18 protein-coding genes are annotated in these 21,349 nt (G+C 67.0%); 12 read left to right on the top strand and 6 right to left on the bottom strand.

The genetic code is table 11. The features are described 5' to 3' along the window. Positions 1 to 245: 245 nt before the first annotated feature. Both WEA80_09115 and WEA80_09110 read right to left on the bottom strand, forming a co-directional pair. Positions 246 to 410 carry a hypothetical protein gene (locus WEA80_09115; protein ID MEX1186735.1) on the bottom strand — a complete coding sequence of 55 codons (165 nt, stop codon included), beginning with the start codon at positions 408 to 410 and terminating at the stop codon, positions 246 to 248. A gap of 54 nt (positions 411 to 464) precedes the next feature. Further along, positions 465 to 686, bottom strand: coding sequence for a hypothetical protein (locus tag WEA80_09110; protein ID MEX1186734.1), 222 nt, complete (start codon positions 684 to 686; stop codon positions 465 to 467). 602 nt (positions 687 to 1,288) lie between these two features. Here WEA80_09110 and WEA80_09105 point away from each other — a divergent pair. The 10 genes from WEA80_09105 to WEA80_09060 all read left to right on the top strand — a co-directional run bounded on the left by WEA80_09105 (position 1,289) and on the right by WEA80_09060 (position 13,330). Continuing rightward, entirely contained in the window at positions 1,289 to 2,308 is a 1,020-nt protein-coding gene (locus WEA80_09105; GenBank protein MEX1186733.1) for a hypothetical protein, read from the top strand. A gap of 567 nt (positions 2,309 to 2,875) precedes the next feature. Then, positions 2,876 to 4,225, top strand: a complete 1,350-nt coding sequence (locus WEA80_09100; GenBank protein MEX1186732.1) for a S41 family peptidase — start codon at positions 2,876 to 2,878, stop codon at positions 4,223 to 4,225. Between the two features lie 143 nt (positions 4,226 to 4,368). Continuing rightward, positions 4,369 to 5,142: a hypothetical protein gene (locus tag WEA80_09095; protein ID MEX1186731.1), complete on the top strand. Its 774-nt coding sequence runs from the start codon at positions 4,369 to 4,371 to the stop codon at positions 5,140 to 5,142. 173 nt (positions 5,143 to 5,315) lie between these two features. Continuing rightward, positions 5,316 to 6,206, top strand: coding sequence for a hypothetical protein (locus WEA80_09090; GenBank protein MEX1186730.1), 891 nt, complete (start codon positions 5,316 to 5,318; stop codon positions 6,204 to 6,206). Beyond that, positions 6,206 to 7,540 carry a fumarylacetoacetase gene (gene fahA / locus WEA80_09085; GenBank protein ID MEX1186729.1) on the top strand — a complete coding sequence of 445 codons (1,335 nt, stop codon included), beginning with the start codon at positions 6,206 to 6,208 and terminating at the stop codon, positions 7,538 to 7,540. Before WEA80_09090 ends, fahA begins: the two co-directional genes overlap by 1 nt. 166 nt (positions 7,541 to 7,706) lie before the next feature. Then, positions 7,707 to 8,111 carry a Co2+/Mg2+ efflux protein ApaG gene (gene apaG / locus WEA80_09080; GenBank protein ID MEX1186728.1) on the top strand — a complete coding sequence of 135 codons (405 nt, stop codon included), beginning with the start codon at positions 7,707 to 7,709 and terminating at the stop codon, positions 8,109 to 8,111. 41 nt (positions 8,112 to 8,152) lie between these two features. After that, a complete protein-coding gene (locus WEA80_09075; protein ID MEX1186727.1) occupies positions 8,153 to 8,794 on the top strand; it encodes a cyclase family protein in 642 nt (213 codons plus the stop codon). Positions 8,795 to 8,841: 47 nt separating this feature from the next. Then, a complete protein-coding gene (gene gnd / locus WEA80_09070) occupies positions 8,842 to 9,735 on the top strand; it encodes a decarboxylating 6-phosphogluconate dehydrogenase (GenBank protein ID MEX1186726.1) in 894 nt (297 codons plus the stop codon). A gap of 113 nt (positions 9,736 to 9,848) precedes the next feature. Continuing rightward, entirely contained in the window at positions 9,849 to 11,345 is a 1,497-nt protein-coding gene (gene zwf, locus WEA80_09065; GenBank protein ID MEX1186725.1) for a glucose-6-phosphate dehydrogenase, read from the top strand. Beyond that, the gene (locus tag WEA80_09060; protein MEX1186724.1) at positions 11,342 to 13,330 is read left to right on the top strand and encodes a transglycosylase SLT domain-containing protein; all 1,989 of its coding nucleotides are present in this window, start codon (positions 11,342 to 11,344) and stop codon (positions 13,328 to 13,330) included. Before zwf ends, WEA80_09060 begins: the two co-directional genes overlap by 4 nt. Here the strand turns inward: WEA80_09060 and WEA80_09055 are convergent. Genes WEA80_09055 through WEA80_09040 form a run of 4 tightly spaced genes read right to left on the bottom strand, consistent with a single transcriptional unit; the run spans position 13,239 to position 19,244 of the window. Continuing rightward, positions 13,239 to 16,412, bottom strand: coding sequence for an efflux RND transporter permease subunit (locus tag WEA80_09055; protein MEX1186723.1), 3,174 nt, complete (start codon positions 16,410 to 16,412; stop codon positions 13,239 to 13,241). The genes WEA80_09060 and WEA80_09055 overlap by 92 nt on opposite strands. Before the next feature lie 2 nt (positions 16,413 to 16,414). Continuing rightward, on the bottom strand, positions 16,415 to 17,572 hold the full coding sequence (locus WEA80_09050; protein ID MEX1186722.1) for an efflux RND transporter periplasmic adaptor subunit: 1,158 nt from the start codon (positions 17,570 to 17,572) through the stop codon (positions 16,415 to 16,417). Position 17,573: 1 nt separating this feature from the next. Then, positions 17,574 to 19,013 carry a TolC family protein gene (locus tag WEA80_09045; protein MEX1186721.1) on the bottom strand — a complete coding sequence of 480 codons (1,440 nt, stop codon included), beginning with the start codon at positions 19,011 to 19,013 and terminating at the stop codon, positions 17,574 to 17,576. Positions 19,014 to 19,052: 39 nt separating this feature from the next. Continuing rightward, positions 19,053 to 19,244: a hypothetical protein gene (locus tag WEA80_09040; protein ID MEX1186720.1), complete on the bottom strand. Its 192-nt coding sequence runs from the start codon at positions 19,242 to 19,244 to the stop codon at positions 19,053 to 19,055. A gap of 108 nt (positions 19,245 to 19,352) precedes the next feature. Here WEA80_09040 and WEA80_09035 point away from each other — a divergent pair, with 108 nt between their 5' ends. Together WEA80_09035 and WEA80_09030 are read left to right on the top strand one after the other, a co-directional pair. Next, the gene (locus WEA80_09035) at positions 19,353 to 20,660 is read left to right on the top strand and encodes a hypothetical protein (GenBank protein MEX1186719.1); all 1,308 of its coding nucleotides are present in this window, start codon (positions 19,353 to 19,355) and stop codon (positions 20,658 to 20,660) included. Positions 20,661 to 20,689: 29 nt separating this feature from the next. Further along, positions 20,690 to 21,277 carry an OmpA family protein gene (locus WEA80_09030; protein MEX1186718.1) on the top strand — a complete coding sequence of 196 codons (588 nt, stop codon included), beginning with the start codon at positions 20,690 to 20,692 and terminating at the stop codon, positions 21,275 to 21,277. Positions 21,278 to 21,349: the final 72 nt, after the last annotated feature.

The following is a 21,349-nucleotide window of genomic DNA, read 5'->3' as shown; positions in this document are numbered from 1 at the left end:
GCGAATATACATGTCAACCACTACCGAAGCAATTGTTACAGTCCACTAGTAGTAGTCCCGCTCACGTATATTCCCCTAACCGAGGCAACAATCGGCGCGCTCTGGCAAGCTCCCGGTCAACGGCGTACAGCAGCCGCTCGAGGTTGGACATCGAGGCGAGTATCGCGGCCCACATGGCGTAGGCTCGGACCCCAGAGGCCGCGATCATCCTGCGCGGGGCAGGGGACGGGCAGGGCGGAAGCGGGTCACTTGCCCCCTTCGCCGGGGCCGAACTTGTTACCGCATTTGAGGCAGGTGAGGACGATCTTCCCGGCTCCGAGCATACCCGTCATCATGTTCCAGCCGCGCTTCTCGGCGTGAACCTGCGTGGAGGCGCACTTGGGGCACTTAATCTTTTCCTCGTCGCTCATATGCCTGCCCGGTTAAGTGTCTTTCTCTCCAAAATCCCCATAATCCATTATCCTCTAGCGCCGATGCCATACGGCGATGATCGCCAAGGTCGCGGATAGAACCGCCGCCGCAACGCCCGCGCAGATTAGCCCGGTGCCACGCGCCGACCAGATGATGTAGTTGTAGGCGTCGCCCCCGACTGGACCCTCTCGGTTGATCCCGTCGTAGGAGTACATGACCCACAGGCCGTCACCTACTAGGAACACGGCGGCGAGCATGAGCAATACGCTAAGCACGATCAACCCCGCACCTGGCGAGCCGGACGTAGGGCTCGCGATCGGTTGCGTCATTTCGTGGGCTCCGATGTCGAAGGCGGAGAGCATGGCACCGGTAGCACGCCCTCGCTAGGCTGACGACTAGGAGTAGTAGTGCCTGGTCAGGTCCTGCGAGGCGGGGCAATCTCCACGAGAACGAGCGCTGCAAAGCCGACGAGCAACCCTTGCAGCAGGACCATGAGCCCGATCGCGAAGGCGTACTCTCCGCCCGATTCCTCGGCCTGTCAACGGCGGGTGAAATTGCACACTTTCGGCGGGTTAGAATTGCACACTTGGGTTGCGGGCACGCTCTAACGTTGCTCGCTGCACACGATTCGCTGGCCGAATAGTCGGGAGGACATCTGAACCAAGTCACAATCCCAATACGCTCTGCCCAGGGTGCTGGTCTACAGGATACTCTGCGCTTCCTGCGCGCCGAGATTCGCAAACGCCACGCGTGGGGAGCCTTCTCGATGCTTGGTGGGGGCTCCGGGTCGCGCTTTGAGGCTGGCTACGGTCTTGGCATCCGGTATCACAATAGGCAAGCTTGGATCGATCTCCGCCTTCTGGTTCCTGCTGACAAGATGAATGTGCAGATTAGGATCACGGACCGAGAAGGAGTGTTGAACGATTCAGAGCTGCGAGACTGGGGAAATTCGCTTCTCTTCTCAGCCCTCGATGCCGCCCGAGAGAATAAACGCGCAGCCTACTGGATTCGTCGCCACGCGATGTACGATGGGAAACCTCTGGACGGCTGGTACGAACTTCCGGGATGGCGCCTAGCTCCCGCGCCTGAACAGCCAAGCGGCCCTGAGGCGCCAGACAACCCGCGATCGCTGCAGCTCGTGGTTATTGATGCGCAGGTCATGGGGATTGATGAGCGAGATGCCCTTGAACAGGCTCGCGGCACACTCACCCGCCGGGTCGCGCACGCAGCATTCCTTCTAGCAATTCCGCTTCGATGGCTGCCTGATCAGCCGAGCGTTGCCGCTGACGCACATGGCGGCCCGGCCATTACGAATGCTTGGCGCGGTAGGTTCGGGGCAGTTGACCAGGACGCCGATCCGTTTTCGAACCCCGCGCAGAAGGGGACATGGGGGCACGACTTCATTTGGCCTTGGCGGGACCCCATTCAAGGCGGGGCTCTTGACGGACTTCGAGTGCCTCAAGCCGGCCTATCTCTCCTAAGGCGGCTGGGCCGAAATCCGAAGGCGAGTAGCGCGTTCGACTCAGCCTCACGGCTTTATCACCTCTCGATGATTCTGCCTGAGGGATTCCGATCAGCGTCGGTCGCGCTCACGATTGCAGCGGTCGAAGCTCTGACGAAGGGCCTCGAGGGATTCGAGGGACTCGGCGATAAGGCTCGTTTTATCGAATTCTTCAGCCGCTACAATACTACCAGCGAGATCGATCCAGACCGTGTATACGGTCGCTGGCGATCAGGGATGTTCCACGCGGGACAGTTTGCGAGGATTGATGGCGCCCACTATCAAATCGACTTTGTAGATGACTCTGTCGAGTCGGCCGAGCTACAGCGGATCCCAGAGGCTATTAGGCGCGCATTCGCTGGCTGGGTCGATCATCTAGCCAGTTCACCATCATAACTGCAAGGCCTAACACGGAATCGCCCCTAGGACCCCCCGTTCGACCCGATGGCGGACGCGCCGGCGCCCTAGAGGGGGACAGTCAGTTTAGGTTTGGTTCTGTGTTTCATTCCGCGTTTCTCCCGACGCGGGGCGGTATTGATGTCGGGAAATTCCGGCACCGACGCCCGATTTCCCTAGCTAACCCGGCAATCTGCTGTAGTTGGTTTATTGTTGGTCCTGCTTTGCAAGCAGGGGGTCAGGGCTCGATTCCACTCCGCGGCGATCCATTCGCGCGTCATCGTATCTACACGCTCGCCTCGCCGCAGTCGGTGGTCTGGTCCGGCGACGAGTGCGCGTTCCACCCGCCACACAGGGAAGCAGCGGCGTGGTGCCATTGGTGGTGCCAAACCGGGCTGACGCGGGCTGACGCTCGGCCCGCTGTTCTCCCCGCCGATTGAGGCATTACGTTCAGGACGGCAGCGTTTGGCGTCAGTCGGACGCGTGTTGCTGGCCTCATAATCGTGAGGTCGGGAGTTCGAGTCTCCCCGCTGCTACTAGGAAGTTCACCTGGACGCACGACGCATGATGTCCCTCCGGAAACAGCTCCTGGCCCTCGTCATCGTCGCGCTGGCCTGTGCTCGCGCGCCGGTGTCCACGTCTCCCGCCGCGCCGGCCGTCCCGATCGATTCCGCGCTCGCGGTCGCCACATTCGATACGGCGTGGACGACGATCAACCGGACTTACTACGACACCGCTTTCCGCGGCATCGATTGGCCGGGAGTGAGAGCCGAGCTGCGCCCGCGCGCCGCCGGAGCCCGCACTGTCGGTGAGCTGCGCACGATCATCCGGTCGATGCTCGCCCGCATGGGCGAGTCGCATTTCGGATTGATTCCCGCCGAGATCGTGAGGGCGACGGCCGACGCGGATGAAGACGAAGGCGACGGTGGCGCGGGTGCCGGAGACGTTGGGATCGAGATCCGGGTCGTCGACGGCGCGCCCGTGGTATGGCGCGTGGACTCGGCGGGACCGGCGTTCGCCGCCGGGGCGCGGACGGGGTGGGTCATCGATTCGGTAAATGGATTCACGGTCCGGCCGGCAGTCACGGCCGCGCTGGCTCTGCCGGATCCGCGCGACAGGAACGAAGCCTTCCACCTCGCCGGCGCGCGGCTGCGGGAGCGGCTCGACGGCGACCCCGGAACTACCGTCAACGTCGAGCTCGTCGACGGGATGGGCCGGCACGTCCGCCTGCCGCTCACGCGCCGCAGCGAGCCCGGCCAGATCGCCCGCTTCGGAAATCTTCCGCCGCTCAATGTGCGGCTCACGCGCTCCCGCATTCCCGCGGCCGGCGGCTGCGTCGGGTACGTCGCTTTCAACATCTGGCTGACGCCGATCAGCGCGGCCTTCGACAGCACGATGCAGGAGCTGTCCGATTGCCGCGGAATCGTGCTGGACCTGCGCGGCAACCCCGGAGGGATCGCCGGGCTCTCGATGGGGATCGCCGGCTATTTCGTGGACACGATAGTGCCCCTGGGGATGCTCAAGACGAGGGGGAACGAGCTGCGCCTCGTGACCAACCCGCGCACGGTGACGTTCAGCGGACGGCCGGTCCGCATCTACGACCGGCCGCTGGCGATTCTGGTCGACCGGCAATCGGTGAGCACCAGCGAGATATTCGCGGCGGGGATGCAATACCTGCGGCGCGCGAGGGTGTTCGGCGACACTACGTCGGGTCAGGCGCTGCCGGCGCTGATGAAGCGGCTGCCCAACGATGACGTGCTGCTGCACGTATTCTCGGATTATACGCTGCCCGACGGAACCAGACTCGAGGTCAGGGGTGTCATTCCGGACCAGGTCGAGCCGGTGACCCGCGCGGATCTCCTGGCCGGGCGGGATGCGGCCCTGTTGTCCGCTCTTGAGTGGATCCGAAGCAGGTGACTAGTGACTAGTGACTAGTGACTAGTGACTAGTGACTAGTGACTAGTGACTAGTGAACACAGCACGCACCTTATAACCGACGTTTTTCCGCAGTTCCCAACTACTAGCGACTAGTCACTAGTCACCAGGTTCAGGAGATAAAGATGTCCGCCCTCACCGCGCGCCGAGTCGCGCTCGCAGCAGCCGCAATAGCGTTCCTCCCGTCGCTCGCTCTCGCGCAGACCACGCCGCTGCCCGCGGCGAAGGATCTCGTCGCCAAGCATGTGGTCGCCATCGGCGGCCGGGAGGCCGTGCTTCGCCACCCGTTCTTCCGCGCCAAGGGAACGTTCGGTATGCCGGCCGCCGGCATGACCGGCCAGATGGAAGTCGCCGGAGCGCAGCCGAACCTCGTCGCGATGAAGATCACTATCCCCGGCGCGGGGGAGATGCTGCAGGGATTCGACGGAACCCACGGCTGGTCGCTGGACCCCTTCCAGGGTCCGCGTCTCATCGAGGGCGCCGAGCTGGCGCAGATGGTGGACGAGGCCGAGTTCGCGTCGGTGCTGCGTGAGTCCTCGAACATCGCGTCGATGGAGACCACCGAGATCGTGACTTTGGGTGGCCAGCAGTGCTACAAGGTCAAGATCACCCGCAAGAGCGGCCGCGAGACGTTCGACTGCTATGCCGTCGACTCGGGCCTGCTCATCGGCGGATTTGCCAAGCAGGAATCGCCGATGGGTGAAGTCGAGGCGGTCAGCGAGTTCTCGGATTACCAGGATTTCAACGGGATCAAGCAGCCCACCAAGATCACGCTGACGGTCATGAACCAGCAGCAGGTCATGAACTTCACTTCTTACGAGTTCGGGCCGATCGATGCGACGGCGTTCACGGTGCCGGCGGCGATCGCCACGCTGATCTCGCAGAAGACGGGCAACTAGCCGGACTTTCCCCGGGGGCGATCGCCCTCGGGGATGCCGGCGGTTCGACACGGACCTTCGATCGTGAGCCGCCTCACTAGGTGGGTGGGCGGCCGCCGCTTAAGTTTTTCCGCAATGGAGTCGACCGCTGCGCGTTGAGTAAGCCGAGCCCCGCCGGACGGACGTCCGCGCCGATGCGCGCTCTCGCGACCGGCCTCGTGGACTACGCGGGACTGTTCCCCCCCGCGCAGCTCGGGATGGCCGAGGCGATGCGGAACTACGCCGCATACCTGAGCGGCCCGCATGCATGGATGCTCGGGCGCTTCGTCGTGCCCGTGGCGAGGCTGGCCGAGTTCGACGCCATCTCCGGCGAGCTGCTGCCGAGAGGCGAAAGGTCAGAGCCGTGGAGGGTAGCCGCGCTCGCCGGCAATGATCTTGCGGCGGACATCCAGGACGCCCTCAAGTTCAACAGCCGCCACTGGCAGGGATCCGAGATCGGTCACGCCGTCATCGACACGATCGAGCTGCGCGCGTCCGCGCCGCTGGATCCGGCCGCCGTTCGCGCGGCGGTCCCGGATTTCTTCACGCTGTATGTGGAGGTCGGTGTTGAAATCGATCCGGGCGCGATACTCGACTCCGTCCGCGTCGGTGGCGCCCGCGCGAAGATCCGGCTCGGTGGCGTGAGGCCCGAAGCGTTCCCGAGCCCCGACGACGTCGTCGCGTTCATGATCAGCTGCAGGGAGCGCGCGATCGTCTTCAAGGCGACGGCCGGGCTCCATCATCTGATCCGGTCCGATTATCCGCTCACGTACAAGCGCGGCAGCCGGCGGAGCACGATGTATGGATTTCTCAACGTATTCCTCGCCGCGGTCGCGCTGTTCTCTGGCGCCGGTCGCCACCAGGGACTTGGCATTCTTCTGGAGAAAGACTTGGACGCGTTCCAGTTCGACGACACGGGAGTCTCATGGGGCGGGCAGAGATTCGCCACGGCCGACATCGCCCACGCGCGCGAATTCGCGACGTCGTTCGGCTCGTGCTCCTTTCGCGAGCCGGTGGACGAGCTGCTCGCGGCGGGGCTGATCTGATGCCGGCGATCAACGAGACCCACGACCCCGGGCTCCGCTCGTGGGTGGAGTCGGCCAACGATCCCGCGACCGGCTTCCCGATCCAGAATCTTCCCTTCGGCGTCTTCTCCCGCACCGGCGGTGAGCCGCGCGTGGGTGTGGCGATCGGCGACCAGATACTGGACGTGACCGCGTGCCTCGAGGCCAACCTGCTGGAGAGCGACGCCGCGTTCGCGGCCGCCGAAGCGTGCAGGTCCACGACGCTCAACGAACTGATGGCGGCCGACCGCCTATCGGTGTCGGGCCTGCGGCTCGAGCTCAGCCGCCTCCTGCGCGACGAGGAGTCGGGCGGACCCGGCGCGCGCGCGACGGCGGCGGTGCTCGTCCCGGTGCGCGAGGCGCGACTGCACGTTCCCGCCGACATCGGCGACTACACCGACTTCTACGCGTCGATCGACCATGCCACGAACATCGGGAAGATGTTCCGGCCCGACAATCCGCTGCTGCCGAACTACCGGCACGTGCCGATCGGCTATCATGGCCGCGCGTCCTCCATCGTCGCGAGCGGCGCGGCTGTCCGTCGTCCACTCGGCCAGACGAAGCCCGCCGACGCGGAGACGCCGGTGTTCGGTCCGTCGAAGCTGCTGGACTACGAGGCCGAGGTCGGGTTCTTCGTCGCGGCGGGGAACCGGCTGGGCGAGCCGATCCCGATCGCGCGCGCGGAGGACCACATCTTCGGCTTCTGCCTCGTGAACGACTGGTCGGCGCGCGACATCCAGGCATGGGAGTACCAGCCGCTCGGTCCGTTCCTGGCGAAGAATTTCGCGACGACCGTCTCGCCCTGGGTGGTGACGGCCGAAGCGCTCGCGCCGTTCCGCGTCGCGGCGCGCGCCCGCGGTGGAGACGAGCCCGCTCCGCTGCCGTACCTCTTTTCCCCGGGGAACGAAGAGGAGGGAGGTCTGGCACTCACCCTCGATGTATTGCTGCTGACCGAGCGCATGCGCGCCGAGAGCGCGGAGCCGTTCCGTGTGAGCCGGGGCAGTCTCGCCGACATGTACTGGACCCCCGCGCAGATGCTGGCGCACCACGCGAGCAACGGTTGCAACCTGCGGCCGGGTGACCTTCTCGCCAGCGGAACAGTCTCCGGAAGCAGCGAGGATTCCCGCGGCTGTCTCATGGAGCGAACGAGCCGGGGCGCGAATCCCATCGCGCTGCCGAACGGCGAGGAGCGGCGGTTCCTGCAGGACGGAGACGAGGTCGTGCTGCGCGGCTGCTGCAGGCGGACCGGCTTCGTGACGATCGGATTCGGGGAGTGCAGGGGGATCGTGGAGCCGGCGACGGAGAAAGGCTATTAGCTCTTGGCTATTGGCTGTTGGCTACTGCCCCGCGCGCCGAGCTCTTCCTGTTGTTCCGCTCAGCTAATAGCCAACAGCCAATAGCTAACAGCTGTCAGAGGAAGCGAACAAAACTCGCCCGCGAGCTGTAGTACCTTGAGAGCACAGATCCAGACCTCCCGCACCAATGTCCAAAGAATTTTTCTACAGAGAGACCCTCGGAATCCGCATCACCGTCCGGCCCGTGTATCTGCGGGACCAGTCGGACGCGTCGCGCAATCATTACGTCTTCGCCTACTTCGTCCGCATCGAGAACGTGGGCGAGCGCCCAGCGCAGCTGCTGTCCCGCCGGTGGCTGATCCACGATTCGATCGGCGAGGACACCGAAGTGGTGGGCGACGGCGTGGTTGGACAGCAGCCGCTCATCGCACCGGGACAGGTGCACGAGTACCGCAGCTTCTGCGTCCTGAAGTCGCCGGAGGGGCACATGGAGGGGCAGTACAATTTCATGCTGCCAGATGGGGGGGAGTTCTCGGCGGAGATTCCGAGGTTTGTGCTCAGTGCGAGCTCGTCGAGTGGGCTGCCGAGTTGAACTACGCAGCACGTAGCGCAGTTAACCGCTTTTAGAAAGTCATGCGCCGAATAATTGACATCTCCACGCCGGTGGTTAACGGCGGCCTGATTTATCCCGGCAACCCCGCGATCGAGATTACGTCGCAGCAATCAATTGCAAAGGGCGCTTCCGCCAACGTCAGTTCCGTAGTTCTCGGATCTCATACGGGTACCCACGTCGACGCCGCGAAGCACTTCTTCGACGACGGTCAGACCGTGGACCAACTGCCGCTGGACAAGCTCATCGGGCGGGCGACGGTGCTCGAATTCGCCGACGACGTCATGCAGATCGGCGCGAAAGAGCTGGACGGGCAGCCGCTCGAGGGCGCGCGGCGCGTGCTGCTCAAGACCCGCAACTCCGCGCTGCTCGAGCAGGCGGAGTTCACGCGCAACTATACGTTTCTCGCCCCGGACGGCGCGGAGCTGCTCGCGGAGAAGGGTGTCGACCTCGTGGGCATCGACTATTTATCGATAGAGCAGTTCCGCTCGGGCCATCACCGCACGCATCGCACGCTGCTGGAGCGCGCGATCGTGATCGTCGAGGGGCTGCAGCTCGGAGGAGTGGCGCCCGGCGTTTACGACTTCATCTGCCTGCCGCTCAGGATCGCGGGCATAGACGGTGCACCAGCGAGAGCGGTACTGCTGGAGATCGACGCGAAGTAACGACGGCGCGGCGCTACGGCCGCGAACGCGCAACCTCCGGAGCGCTCATGCAGCTGGCGATGATCGGGCTTGGCAAGATGGGCGGCAACATGAGCGCGCGGCTGCTGCGCGCCGGTCACGCGGTCGTGGTGCACGACCACAAGCCGGCCACGATCGCGGAGTACGACAGGCTGGGCGCGACCGGAGCGCGAGATCTCGGCGAAGTCGTCGATCTGCTCAGCCCGCGGCGGATCATCTGGCTGATGATTCCGGCGGGCGCGCCGGTGGACGAGACGATCGACGCGCTCCGGCCGCGGCTCGCGGCCGGCGACATCATCATCGACGGGGGCAACTCCAACTACCACGACACGCGGCGCCGCGCGGCGTCGCTCGAGCGCGACGGAATCGAGCTGGTGGACTGCGGCACGAGCGGCGGGATCTGGGGGATCGAGCTCGGTTACTGCCTGATGATCGGCGGCCAGCGGGACGCGTTCGCGTATTGTGAGGAGATCTTCCGGGCGCTGGCGCAGGAAGGCGGTTACGCGCACGTCGGCGCCGCCGGCGCGGGGCATTACGTGAAGATGGTGCACAACGGGATCGAGTACGGCCTGCTGCAGGCGTACGCCGAGGGGTACGAGATCCTCAACGCGTCTTCGTACGATCTGGACCTGCACAGGATCGCGGCGCTGTGGAATCACGGCAGCGTCGTGCGGTCGTGGCTGAACGAGCTGGCGGAGCGGGCGCTGGAGGATCCGGCGAACGTCGAAGCGCTGAAGGGATTCGTTCCCGACAGCGGCGAAGGCCGCTGGACCGTGCAGGAAGCGGTGGATCTCGACGTTCCCGCGCCCGTGATCACCCTCGCGCTGCTCATGCGGCTCCGCTCGCGCCAGGACGAATCGTACGGGGCCAAGCTCATCGCCGCGCTGCGCAACGAGTTCGGCGGGCATGCGGTAAAAAAGTGACTAGTGACTGGTGACTAGTGACTAGTAACGGCAAACCGACGATAACGGTCGCGCCGGAAGTCCAGTCGGACGGCGCACCCCAACGACGCCGGGAGCGGGCTGATCCGTGCACGATGATCATCTTCGGCGCGTCCGGCGATCTCGCGCGGCGGAAGCTGACGCCGGCGTTGTACCACCTCGCGGCCGCGAACCTGTTGGACGAGGGGTTCGCGGTGCTGGGTGTCGCCCGCGAGGCGATGACAGACGAGCAGTACCGCGAGCGGATGCGCGCGGAGCTCGAGCGGGGGGACGGGTTCAAGTCGCTGGACGAGCGCGCTTGGCAATGGCTCGCGAGCCGCATGTGGTACGCCAGCGCCGACTTCGTGGACCCCGCGACTTTTCCCGCGATCGGCGAGAAGCTCGCCGTGGTCTGCGGGTCGCGCGACGGAGCGGCGAACCACCTGTTCTATCTCGCGATACCTCCCAGCGTGTTCCCGCCGACGGTGGAGAACCTGACGTCGTCGGGGCTGCTGCGGCGCACGGCGTCCGCGAGCGAGCGGCCGTGGAGCCGGATCGTCGTGGAGAAGCCGTTCGGCCGCAGCCTGGAGACGGCGCTCGATCTCAACGCGCTGCTGCTCGACCGCGTGGGCGAGCACCAGGTGTACCGGATCGACCACTACCTCGGCAAGGAGGCGGTGCAGAATATCCTCGTATTCCGCTTCGCGAACTCGATCTTCGAGCCACTGTGGAACCGGCAGTACATATCGCAGGTGCAGATCACCGCCGCGGAATCGGTCGGAGTCGAGACGCGCGGCAAGTACTACGAGGAAGCGGGCGTCGTCCGCGACATGTTCCAGAACCACCTGCTGCAGCTGCTCGCGCTCGCGGCCATGGAGCCGCCGATCGCGATCGAGGCGGACGCCGTGCGCGACGAGAAGGTGAAGGTCCTGCGCTCGCTGCGCCCGCTGGTGGAGAACGGCGAGGCCGCCGCGGTCCGCGCGCAGTACGTCGCGGCGAAAGCCCGCAACGACAGGATGATCGGTTATCGTTCGGAGCAGGGAGTCGCGGCCGACTCCGTCACGCCCACCTTCGCGGCGATCCGCATAGCGATCGACAACTGGCGGTGGAAGGGCGTGCCTTTCTTTCTCCGGTCGGGCAAGCGATTGAAGCAGCGGAAATCGGAGATCGTCGTTCAGTTCAAGTCCCCGCCGCACATGATCTTCGGAGCAGCGGACGACAGGCAGGTGCCGCCCGGCCGGCTCACGATGCGGGTCCAGCCGCGCGAGGGGATCGCGCTGCGGTTCCAGGTCAAGACTCCAGGGACGGTGCACGAGCTGACGCCGGGATTCGAGACTACGCCGGTTGAGATGGACTTCTGTTATCAGGAGGCGTTCGACGAGGCGCCGAACCCCGCGTACGAGACGCTGCTGCTCGACACCATGCTCGGCGACGCCACGCTCTTCACCCGCAGCGACGAAGTCGAGATGGCATGGCGTGTGATGGACCCTTTGATCGAGCTGTGGTCGAACGGCGCGGCGCGAGACGTGCCCGTGTACGAGGCCGGCAGCTGGGGTCCGCGCGAGGCGGATGAGCTGATCGCAAGCGAATTACCGGGAGCGAAGTGGCTGTGATCATACACATTGTTGGAGCAATCGTATTGGTGCTGAGCACGACCGCGTGCGAGCGGCAGCAGGCTTCCGCCACCTCCGCGCCGGACGCGCCCGAAGCGCTGCACGCGGACAGCATCAAGGTCACGCTGGAGCAACCCGCCCGCGAGCTGGTGACGCGGGCGCGCGACCACGACAGGGCCAACCAGCTCGACAGCGCCCGCATGGTTTATCTCGAGGCCGCCGCGCGCGTGCCCGAGATTGCCGACTGGCTGTATCTCCGCGCGGCCGGGGTGACGCCGGACAGCGGCGCGCGGGAAGATCTGTACGACAAGATCACGACGGAGGTCGCGCGCGACCGGATCCGCATGAGCGAGGCCCTCGCGCGCGAGCGGACGGGCGACATAGTGGGAGCGATCGCGGCCTATGACCGGGCGGGCGCTCCGATCAGCGCTTTCCGGCTGCGGCTGGCGCGGGCGGGCACCGAGTCCGCGCAAGCCGCGGTGAGGGGCGGCCTGCTCTCCCTGATCCGGTCGAATGCGGGCGACTCGCGCGAAGCGATCTCGATGGTCGACCGAACGTTCCAGCAGCGGACGCCCGCCGAGGAGCTCGCGATCGCCAGGACTGCCACGCGCATCGGTATGACGGGACGCGCGGCCATCGGCTTCAACGCGGCAAACAAGGCGGGGCTGCTCACGGCGAACGATCGGTTCTCCTACGGGCAGATGCTGGCGCGGCTCAACCGCGACGCCAACGCGGCGGCGCAATACGCGCGCATCACGGCCCCCGCTTCGCTGGCCGCGCGCGCGCAGTACCAGCGCGCCCGCGCGCAGATTGCGCTGCGGAACATCACAGCCGCGCGCGCCACACTCCGCGCCATCACGACGAAATATCCCAACGACGCCAGCTCGGCGGCGGCCCTCCTGCTGCTCGCGGATCTGGCGACCGACGAGAGCCGGGACGGCGACGCGAGGACCGCCTTGCGCAATGTGCTGCGCCGGTTCCCGTCTTCGTCGCAGGCCCCGATCGCCGTGTTCCGGGCCGCGCTGATCTCGTACATCGGGAGGGACTTCAAGACCGCGGCGTCGGAGTTCGACGCGCTGGCGAACCAGTACCCGCGCAGCAGCGACGCCACGGCCGCGCGGTATTGGGCGGGGCGCGCGCATCACGCTCTCGGCGACACCGCCCGCGCCCGCGCCGGCTGGCGCGCCCTCATGGCGGACCAGCCGTCCTCGTACTACACGATTCTCGCCGCCAACCGGCTGGGTGTTCCGCTGTCGCTCGGCGACGCCGCGCGCGACACGATCCCGAAGGTGCAGGAGCTCGAGGACGGCCTGCGGCGGATCGCGCTGCTCGGCGACCTCGGGATGGAAGTGGAGCAGCGCCACGAGTACGGCAGGCTGTTCACCGACGCGGCGAAGTCTCCCGATCGAATGATCGCGACGGCGTACGCGTTATCCGGCACGCCGCAGGCCTCGCGCGCGGTCGCGCTCGGCTGGCGCGTCATCAACGAGCACGGCCGCAGCCCGCTGCGGTACCGCCTCGTGCACCCGATCCTGGAGCGGGAGCGCATCGCCGCGAAAGCCAGGGAGAACGGGCTCGATCCGGCGCTCGTGGCCGCGCTGATCAAGCAGGAGTCGAACTTCAATCCGCGGGCGACGTCACCGGTCGGAGCGCGCGGGATGATGCAGATCATGCCGCCGCTCGGCACGCGGATGGCGCGGGCGCGCGGCATCCAGAACTGGCACATAGACAGCCTGTGGAATCCCGCTATAAGCATAGACTTCGGCACGCAGCACCTGGCCGAGCTGCTGAAGGCCTATCCGTACCTCGAGCACGGGCTCGCCGCCTACAACGCGGGCGCGACTCCCGTCGCGCGCTGGCGCACCAAGGCCGGCGCGTCCGATCCGGAAGTGTTTACGGAGCGGATACCCTTTGTCGAGACTCGCGACTACGTCCGAGCCGTCGTGCGAAATCGCGCATTCTATCGGGCGCTCTATCCCTGGTGAACGCGACCGCGTCTTCCAGCAGCGCATAGACCACCGGCACCACCAGCAGGGTCAGCAGCGTCGAGGTGATCAGCCCGCCGATCACCGCGCGGGCCATCGGCGCGCGCTGCTCCCCGCCGGCGCCGAGCGCGAGCGCGAGCGGCAGCATTCCGAAGATCATCGCGACGGTCGTCATGATGATGGGCCGCAGCCGGATGCGGCCAGCGAGCAGCAGCGCCTCCATCCTGTCCTTCCCGAGCGCGCGCTGCTGGTTGGCGAAATCCACCAGCAGAATGCCGTTCTTGGTCACCAGCCCCATCAGCATGACGATGCCGATCATCGTCATCACGTTGAGATTCCCGCCCGTCACCAATAGCGCGAGCGCGACGCCGAGGAAGCTGAGCGGCAGCGCCATGAGAATCGCGAGCGGCTGGAAGAACGAGCCGAACAGGGACGCCAGGATCAGGTAGATGAAGATGACGGCGAGCAGCAGCGCTTCCGCGACGTAGCCTTTCGTCTCCTCCAGGTTCTGCACGTCGCCGGTGAATACGGTGTGGTATCCGATGGGCAGGCCGAGCGAGTCGATGGCCAGCTTCGCCTCGTCCGCGACGTCTCCCATGGAATAGCCCGGCAGGACGCCGGCGCTGACCGACATCTGCCGCTCGAGGCTCCGCCGCTCGATCTGCTGCGGCCCGAGCCCCGCGCGGATGTCGGCCACTTGCGAGAGCGGAATGCTCGCGCCGCGGCCGGTAGTCGGATCGACCGTCGTGCTGATCACGGGGATGTTCGCGACGTTCGCCGGGGTGGACCGCATCGAATCGGGATAGATGACGATCACGTCGTGCGAGTACCCCTGTGGATCCTCCCACCGGGTCGCGCGCTGTCCCGCGAACATCGGCTGCAGCGTGGAGGCAATGCTGCCGATGCCAAGGCCGGCCGCCCACGCCTGCTGCCGGTCCACGTTCACGTCGAGCTGCGGGATGGCTCCCTCTTCGCTCGAGTTCGGCTCGGCGACTCCCGGCACGTCGCGGATGGCTTCCAGAACCTGCGTGGCTGCTATGCGGAGCCGGGTCTCCTCGGGCCCCTGCACGTTGATGGTGATGGGCTGGCCGTAGCCGCCGAAGATCGAGGGGGTACCCGTGATGATCGCCATGACCCCGGGGATCCTGCGCAGCTCCTGCCGCAGCTCGTTCTGGAAATCCTCCTGCGATTTCGACCGCTCGGACTTGGGCACCATCTTCACGAAGATGGAGCCGCTGTTCGACGACCCGCGGAAGCCCCCGCCGACCGTCAGGTAGGTGAGAGTCACCTCGGGACGGCTGCGCAGGAAGCCGTCGACCTCCTTGCCCTTGCCGAGGGTGTAGTCGAGCGACGAGCCGGGCGCGGTGCGCAGGCGGACGTTGAACTCGCCTCCGTCGACCTCCGGCAGCCAGCTGAAGCCGAGGCGGGGAAGAATCAGTCCCGCCACGACGACGGACGCGAGCGCGCCCGCCATGACGATTCCGCGATTGGACAGCGCCCACCGGAGCTTGGCGGGATACTTGTCCGCCGTCCGCTCGAACCAGTCGTCGAACGCGCCGACGAACCGCTTGATGCCGCGGCGCTGCCCGGGCTCCTGCTTCTGCGCGTCGGGATCCTTCCATACGCTCGACAGCATCGGGTCGAGCGTAAACGAAACGAACAGCGACACCAGCACGGCGAACGCGACGGTGACGCCGAACTGGAGGAAGATCCTGCCGATCATTCCGCCCATGAACGCTACGGGGATGAACACCGCGATGACGGCGAACGTGGTCGAGACCACCGCCAGCCCGATCTCGCTCGTCCCCTCGCTTGCCGCGCGGTGGTGGTCCTTCCCCATCTGCAGGTGGCGGACGATGTTCTCCCGCACCACGATCGCGTCGTCTATGAGGAGGCCGATGGCGAGCGACAGCGCGAGCAACGTCATGTTGTTGATCGTGAAGTCGAACACCCACATGACGAAGAACGCGGAGATGATGCTCACCGGGAGCGTGAGTCCGGTGATGATCGTCGAGCGCCACGAGTTCAGGAACAGGTAGATGATCGCGATCGTGAGTATGGCGCCGAGTATCAGCGTCAGCTGCACGTCGTGCAGCGAGTCGCGGATGCGGTGCGAGTCGTCGCGGATCAGCCGCAGCTGCACGTCTTCCGGCAGGCGGCGCTGGAGCTCCGCCATCGCGACGCCGACGGAGTCGGACACTTCCACGGTGTTCGCGCCCGACAGCTTGATGATGTTGATCGCTACCGCGGTCGTGTCATTGAGCAGCGCGGCGGAGCGGGGGATCGCGATGCCGTCAACCACCCGCGCGATGTCGCCGAGGCGGATCGGCACGCCGTCCCGCACGGCGACCACTATGTCCGCGAAGTCGCGCGGATCGACGATGCGGCCCGTGACGCGGATCGACCGCTCGCTCGCCCCCTGCTCGACGCGGCCGGCGGGGACCTCCTGATTCTCGCGCTGCAGCGCGGCCGACACCTGCGCGGGCGAGATGCCGTACGACCGGATCGCTTCGGGATCCAGCTCGATGCGGATCTGCCGCGTGGCTCCGCCCACGACGCTGACGTCGCCGACTCCGGGAACGGCGCCCAGCCGCGTCGCGACGACCTGCTCGGCCATGCTCGTCACCTCGCGCAGCGGCCGCTCCGCGCTCTGCAGACCGAGCGAGATGATGGGGCGCGCGTTCGGGTCGAACCGGCCGACGAGCGGCTCCTCGATGTCGGGCGGCAGCGACCGCCGGATTCGCGCGATCTTCGACTGCACGTCCTGCTGCGCCGTCAGCACGTCCACGCCGAGATTGAGCAGCACGCGCACGAACGCGCTGCCGTTCATCGAGGTCGAGGTTATCTCGCGCGCGCCTTCCACCGTGTTCAGCGCCTCCTCGATGGGCCGCGCGACGTCGCGCTCCATCACTTGCGGCGACGCGCCCGGATACGCCACCTGCACGATCACGACGGGGTAGGTGATGTCGGGGTATTCGTCGATGCCGAGCCGCTGGTAGCCGACGATCCCGAGTATCACGAGCGTGGCCATCATCATCGTGGCGAATACCGGGCGGCGGATCGAGACGTCTGCGAGGAACATGGCTATCTCGGTCCGGGGGCCGGCTGCGCGGGCGCCGCTGCCTGCGCGGCGGTCGAGTCGCCGCCGATCACCTCGACGGCCATGCCGCGCCCGATCGTTCCGACGTTGCCCACGATCACGCGGTCACCCTGGGCGAGACCGGACAGGATCTGCGCGAGTCCCGCGTTCTCGTTGACTACGCCCACCGTCACGACCGGCTGCTCCACCACGCCGCCGGCGATCTTGTAGACGAACGACTCGCCGGAGGCCCGCTGCCGGATGGCGGGGATCGGCACGGTGAGCGCGCCGGCGATGGTGCGCGACACCACGGTGCCGCTGGCGAACGTTCCGCCCTTGAGCTGCCCGCCGGCGTTGGGAACGCGGATGTAGACGGTGAGGGCGCGCGTGGCCGGGTCGATGGTGGGGCTGAACCGTGCGACGCGGCCCTCGAACTGCCGCCCGCCGGCCTCGAACCGGACGAGCTGCCCGACCGTGATGCTCGACGCGCGCCGCTCGGGCACGGCCGCCGCCAGCTCGAGGACGTCGTTGCGCACGAGCGTGAACAGCTGCGCGCCGCGCGCCACGTGCTCGCCCGGCTCGACGTGCCGCGTCAGCACCGTGGCGGAGGTGGGCGCGAGCACGCGCGTGTCGCGCACGCCGAGCCGCATCGATCGCAGCCGGGCGTCCGCGGCCGCCTTGCGCGCACGCGCGGTGGTCACGGCCTGCTGCGCCGCGCGCAGGTCGCGCTCCGGAACGGCGCCGACGCGGTGCAGCTCGCGCGTCTGCTCGAGATTCCACTCCGCGGTCGACAGCTCGCCCTGCGCCGCGACCTGGTCGGCGCGGGCGCTCTGCTCTCCACCCTGCTGGTCGAGCGATTCGAACACCGCCAGCAGCTGGCCGGTCCGCACGGGCTCTCCTTCGCGTACGTACACCGCCGTGAGGTCTCCCTCCAGCCTGGATCTGACGTCTATGGTTTGAATGGGGCGCAGCGTGCCCGTGATCGGAACCCCGTCCTCGACGGTGGCGGTGCGCACGAGGGCCACATCTTCGGCGCCGAGCGTGACGGAGCGTTGCGCGCGCGCGCCCGCGGGCGCGCCCGGCGTCTGCGGTGCCGCCGGCGTGTCGGCTTCGCCGCGGGAGCAGGCCGCGACCGCGACGAATGCCAGGACCAGCGGACGCATGTCAGTTCGTAACTTCACCGGTGCTCTCAATGGCGGGGATCGAAGCACCGAGCGCCCTCGAGAGCGACGCGGCGGCAAGATAAAGATCGTATATGGCGCGAGCTTCGGTCATCTGCGCCGTGATCAGCGCGAGCTGGGCGTCGGACACTTCGAGCTGCGTGCCGAGTCCGCGCGCGAAGCGCAGCGAGGCCAGCCGGAACGCCTCGTCGGCTTCGCTGACGGTCTGCCTGCGCGCGGAGTACAGCGCCTTGGCGCGGTCGAGGTTCTCGCGAGCGCCCGCGACCTCGATCCGAACGCGCTCGCGCTCCCGCGCGAGGTCGAGCTCGGCGAGACGGGACTGGGCGCGCGCGAGATCGATGTTGCCCCGCGCGCGCAGACCGTCGAAGACCGGCAGGCTCACCGCGAAGTTCATCGAGCGGTCGGGAAACCAGCCGCCGTTCTGTTGGGTGCAGACGCGCTCGGCCGCACTTCCAGGGGGACACGCCACCGGCTCGAGCCGGCCGCGGCCCGGCGGAAAGCCGCTGATCGGGAACGCGAGGTAGCCGAGCTGCGCGTTGAAGGTCACGCTCGGCAGCAGATCCGCCCGCGCCGCGGTGACCGCGTCCCGCCGCGCCGCCGCCACGAGCTCCGCCGACCGCACCGCGGCGCGCTCCGCGGTGGCGCCGGCCCCTTCGGCTTGCGCGACGATTCGCTGCACCAGCGTGCTGTCTATCACCGTCACCAGCTTGAGGGGCCGGTCGAGCGGCGTGTTGATCAGCCGCTTGAGCTCGAGCTGGGCGAGCTCGGCGTCGCCGCGCGCCTGGATGACGTTGGGCTCGATGTTGGCCTGCTCGACTCGCGCGCGGAGCACGTCGTACCGGGCGGCGCGCCCCGCGCGCTCGAACTGCTCGGCCTGAACCACGCGCTCGCCCGCGAGAGCATACGCCGAAGTCTGAATCTCCAGCGCCCGCGCCGTAAACAGGGCCTGGAGGTACGCGCGCTGCACGTCGAGCACGACCTGCGCCCTGTCCTCCGACTCGTCCAGCCGCGCGGACTCGCGCACGCGCCGGGCAGCGCGTCTGCCGGCTTGTAGCCGTCCGCCCTGGAAGAGCGGCTGCGAGATGCTGGCGTTGGTGTTGTAGGTGTTCGGCTGGTTGAACACGGCGCCGACGGCCTGGGCGCGCGCGCTTTCCATGACGTGCGTCTGGGTGGCGTTGACGCGGAGCTGCGGGAGCGCCGCCGCACGTGCGACCGTCACCTGCGCGTCGGCTACGTCAACGCGCAGCCTGGCGGCGCGCGCCTCGTCGCCCGTCCGGAGGGCGGAGGCGATCGCGGCGTCGAGAGTCAGCGGGAGACTGTCAGCGGTTTGCGCCGCGACGGGAATCGCAGTCAGGAACGACAACGCGGCCAGGAGCGGGAACAGCTCGGCTGGCCGCGGTAAAATGCGGTGTGTTGAAGGCATCATCCCAAAGATACTTGGGATGGCCGGAATTCGTTGAGACTAGGGCGCTTCTTCTGCTTCCGGCTGCTGCTTCTTCCGCGCCATGAATTTGTCTTGCAGCCGGGTGCCGGGCATGATGAAGAGCGGAGTCAGGATGATTCCGAGCAGCGTGTTGATCCAGATGAGCGCGATGTAGAACGCTATCAGCCCGAAAGAGACCCAGAGTGTGCCGAGGGGACCGTGAGTTTCCATGCCGTAAAGATAAAGGTGACTAGTGACTAGTGACTAGTTACTAGTGACTAGTGATTAGTGATTAGTGATTAGTGATTAGTGATTAGTGACTAACTTCCGATGACGCCAATGAGCTATTTCCGCCGCCCTCTTTGCCTGGCACTGGCCGTGATCTGCGCCTCGACTGCCGGGGCGCAGGACCCGCAACCGCCGGAGGGAGTGCGGCTCGGGCTTACCTACACTCCGGGCACGCGGCCGGCCGTGCTGGTGCTGCCGGTCGAGGGCGCCGAGGGCGACTCGGTCCGGGCGATTCTGCAGCGCGATCTCGACTACGACGACCGGGTCACGCTGATTACGCTGGGTGGTGGTGCCGCGCGGGCTCTGCTGCCACGCCCGGACGGAGAGCTGGAGCTGGACCGGTTCGCGCCTTTCGGCGCCGCGGCCCTCATTGAGCCGCGGCTGACCCCCGGCGGCCTGACGATCCGGGTGTACGACGTGGCCGGGAAGAAGCTGGCCCGCACCGCCGATTTCACGCTTCCGGTGGACGTGTACGGGCCGGGCTGGCGGATGGCGCTGCACGGAGTGAGCGATGCGCTCGGTCTCTGGATGTTCGGCTCGCGGGGCGCGGCGCAGACGCGGGTGCTGTACACCGGCGGCGAGGGCCAGATCTGGGTAATCGACAGCGACGGTGCCAACGCGCGCAGACTGACTTCGGCGGAGCTGGCGCTGTCGCCGGCCTGGCGGCCGGACGGCTCGGGGTTCGTCTTCGCCGGCGTGAGCGGCGGCAGATGGCGCCTCGGCGTTTCCGGTCTCGCCGCGGGATCGACGCGGTGGCTCGGCGGCATTCCTTCGCGCGGCATCACGATCACCCCGGCGTTCGCGCCGGACGGACGCTCCATCACGTACGCGCACGGCGACGAAGGCGGAACGAATCTCTGGATCGTCGACGCATCCGGTGGGGCGCCGCGGCGGCTCACGCCCGCGCGCTCCGGCGACAACACGGGGCCGTCGTTCGATCCCACGGGGCGTCGCGTGGTCTTCACCTCCGGACGCGCGGGCCAGCCGGATCTTTATCTGATGGACGCGGACGGAACCAACGCTCAGCCGCTCACGACCGCGAGCCTCGCTAGCCGCAGCGACAACGGCTCGCCGGACTGGTCGCCGGACGGCCGGAGGATCGCGTACCAGTCGCAGACGGGTGGCGCGTTCCAGATCGTCAGCCTGGCGCTGCGCGACCGGTCCACGAAGCTGCACACAAGCGATGGCGAGAACGAAGATCCGTCATGGTCGCCGGACTCGCGGCATCTAGTATTTTCTTCCACGAGGACCGGCGCCCGGCAGCTGTGGGTCGTGGACACCGAATCCGGCAGACTGCGACAGCTCACGCGCGGGGCGGGCGCGAGACTGCCGGACTGGTCGCCGATCCTCGGGCGCTGAAAGCAACACACCCTACAACCCATACTACGATGAAAAAACTCCCGCTGCTCCTGATCGCTCTCGCCGGCCTCTCCGCCGTGGCGTGCGGCAAGAAGATCAAGCCGATGACGCCCGCTCCGGTGAGCACGGCTTCGGCCGATTCGATCGAGCGCGCGCGGCAGCAGGCGCTGGAGGACAGCTTGCGCGCGGTGCGTGAGCGGGAGCTCGAGCGGGACCGCGAGCGTCAGCGCGTCGAGGCGGAGCTCTCCGCCGCGCGCGAGACGGAAGCCATTGCCGCGATAACGGGGACCGTCTACTTCGAGTACGACCGGTCGGACCTGTCTCCCGAGGCGCGGGCGGCCCTCGATGCCAAGGTTCCGGCGCTGCAGGCCCGTCCTGCTTTCCGCATTCAGATCACGGGACACACGGACGAGCGCGGATCGTCGGAGTACAATCTCGCGCTCGGTCTTCGCCGCGCCGCGGAGCTGAAGGCCTATCTGGTCGCGAACGGGATCGACGCCGCCCGCATCGACATCTCGAGCATGGGTGAGGAGCGGCCGGCGGCGCAGGGGTCCGGCGAGGCCGCCTGGGCCCTGAATCGGCGCGCCGAGTTCGTGCAGGCTACGGGAGAGCAGTGACTGGTGACTAGTGACTAGTGACTAGTGGGCTGTAACTGAAATAACAGGAGCATTGATCTTGCAGTACTGGGC

The sequence above is a fragment of the Gemmatimonadaceae bacterium genome (assembly GCA_040882285.1).
Lineage (GTDB): Bacteria > Gemmatimonadota > Gemmatimonadetes > Gemmatimonadales > Gemmatimonadaceae > JACDCY01.
The sequence above is the reverse complement of the archived record's forward strand: the minus strand, read 5'-3'. Positions and strand labels throughout refer to the sequence as shown.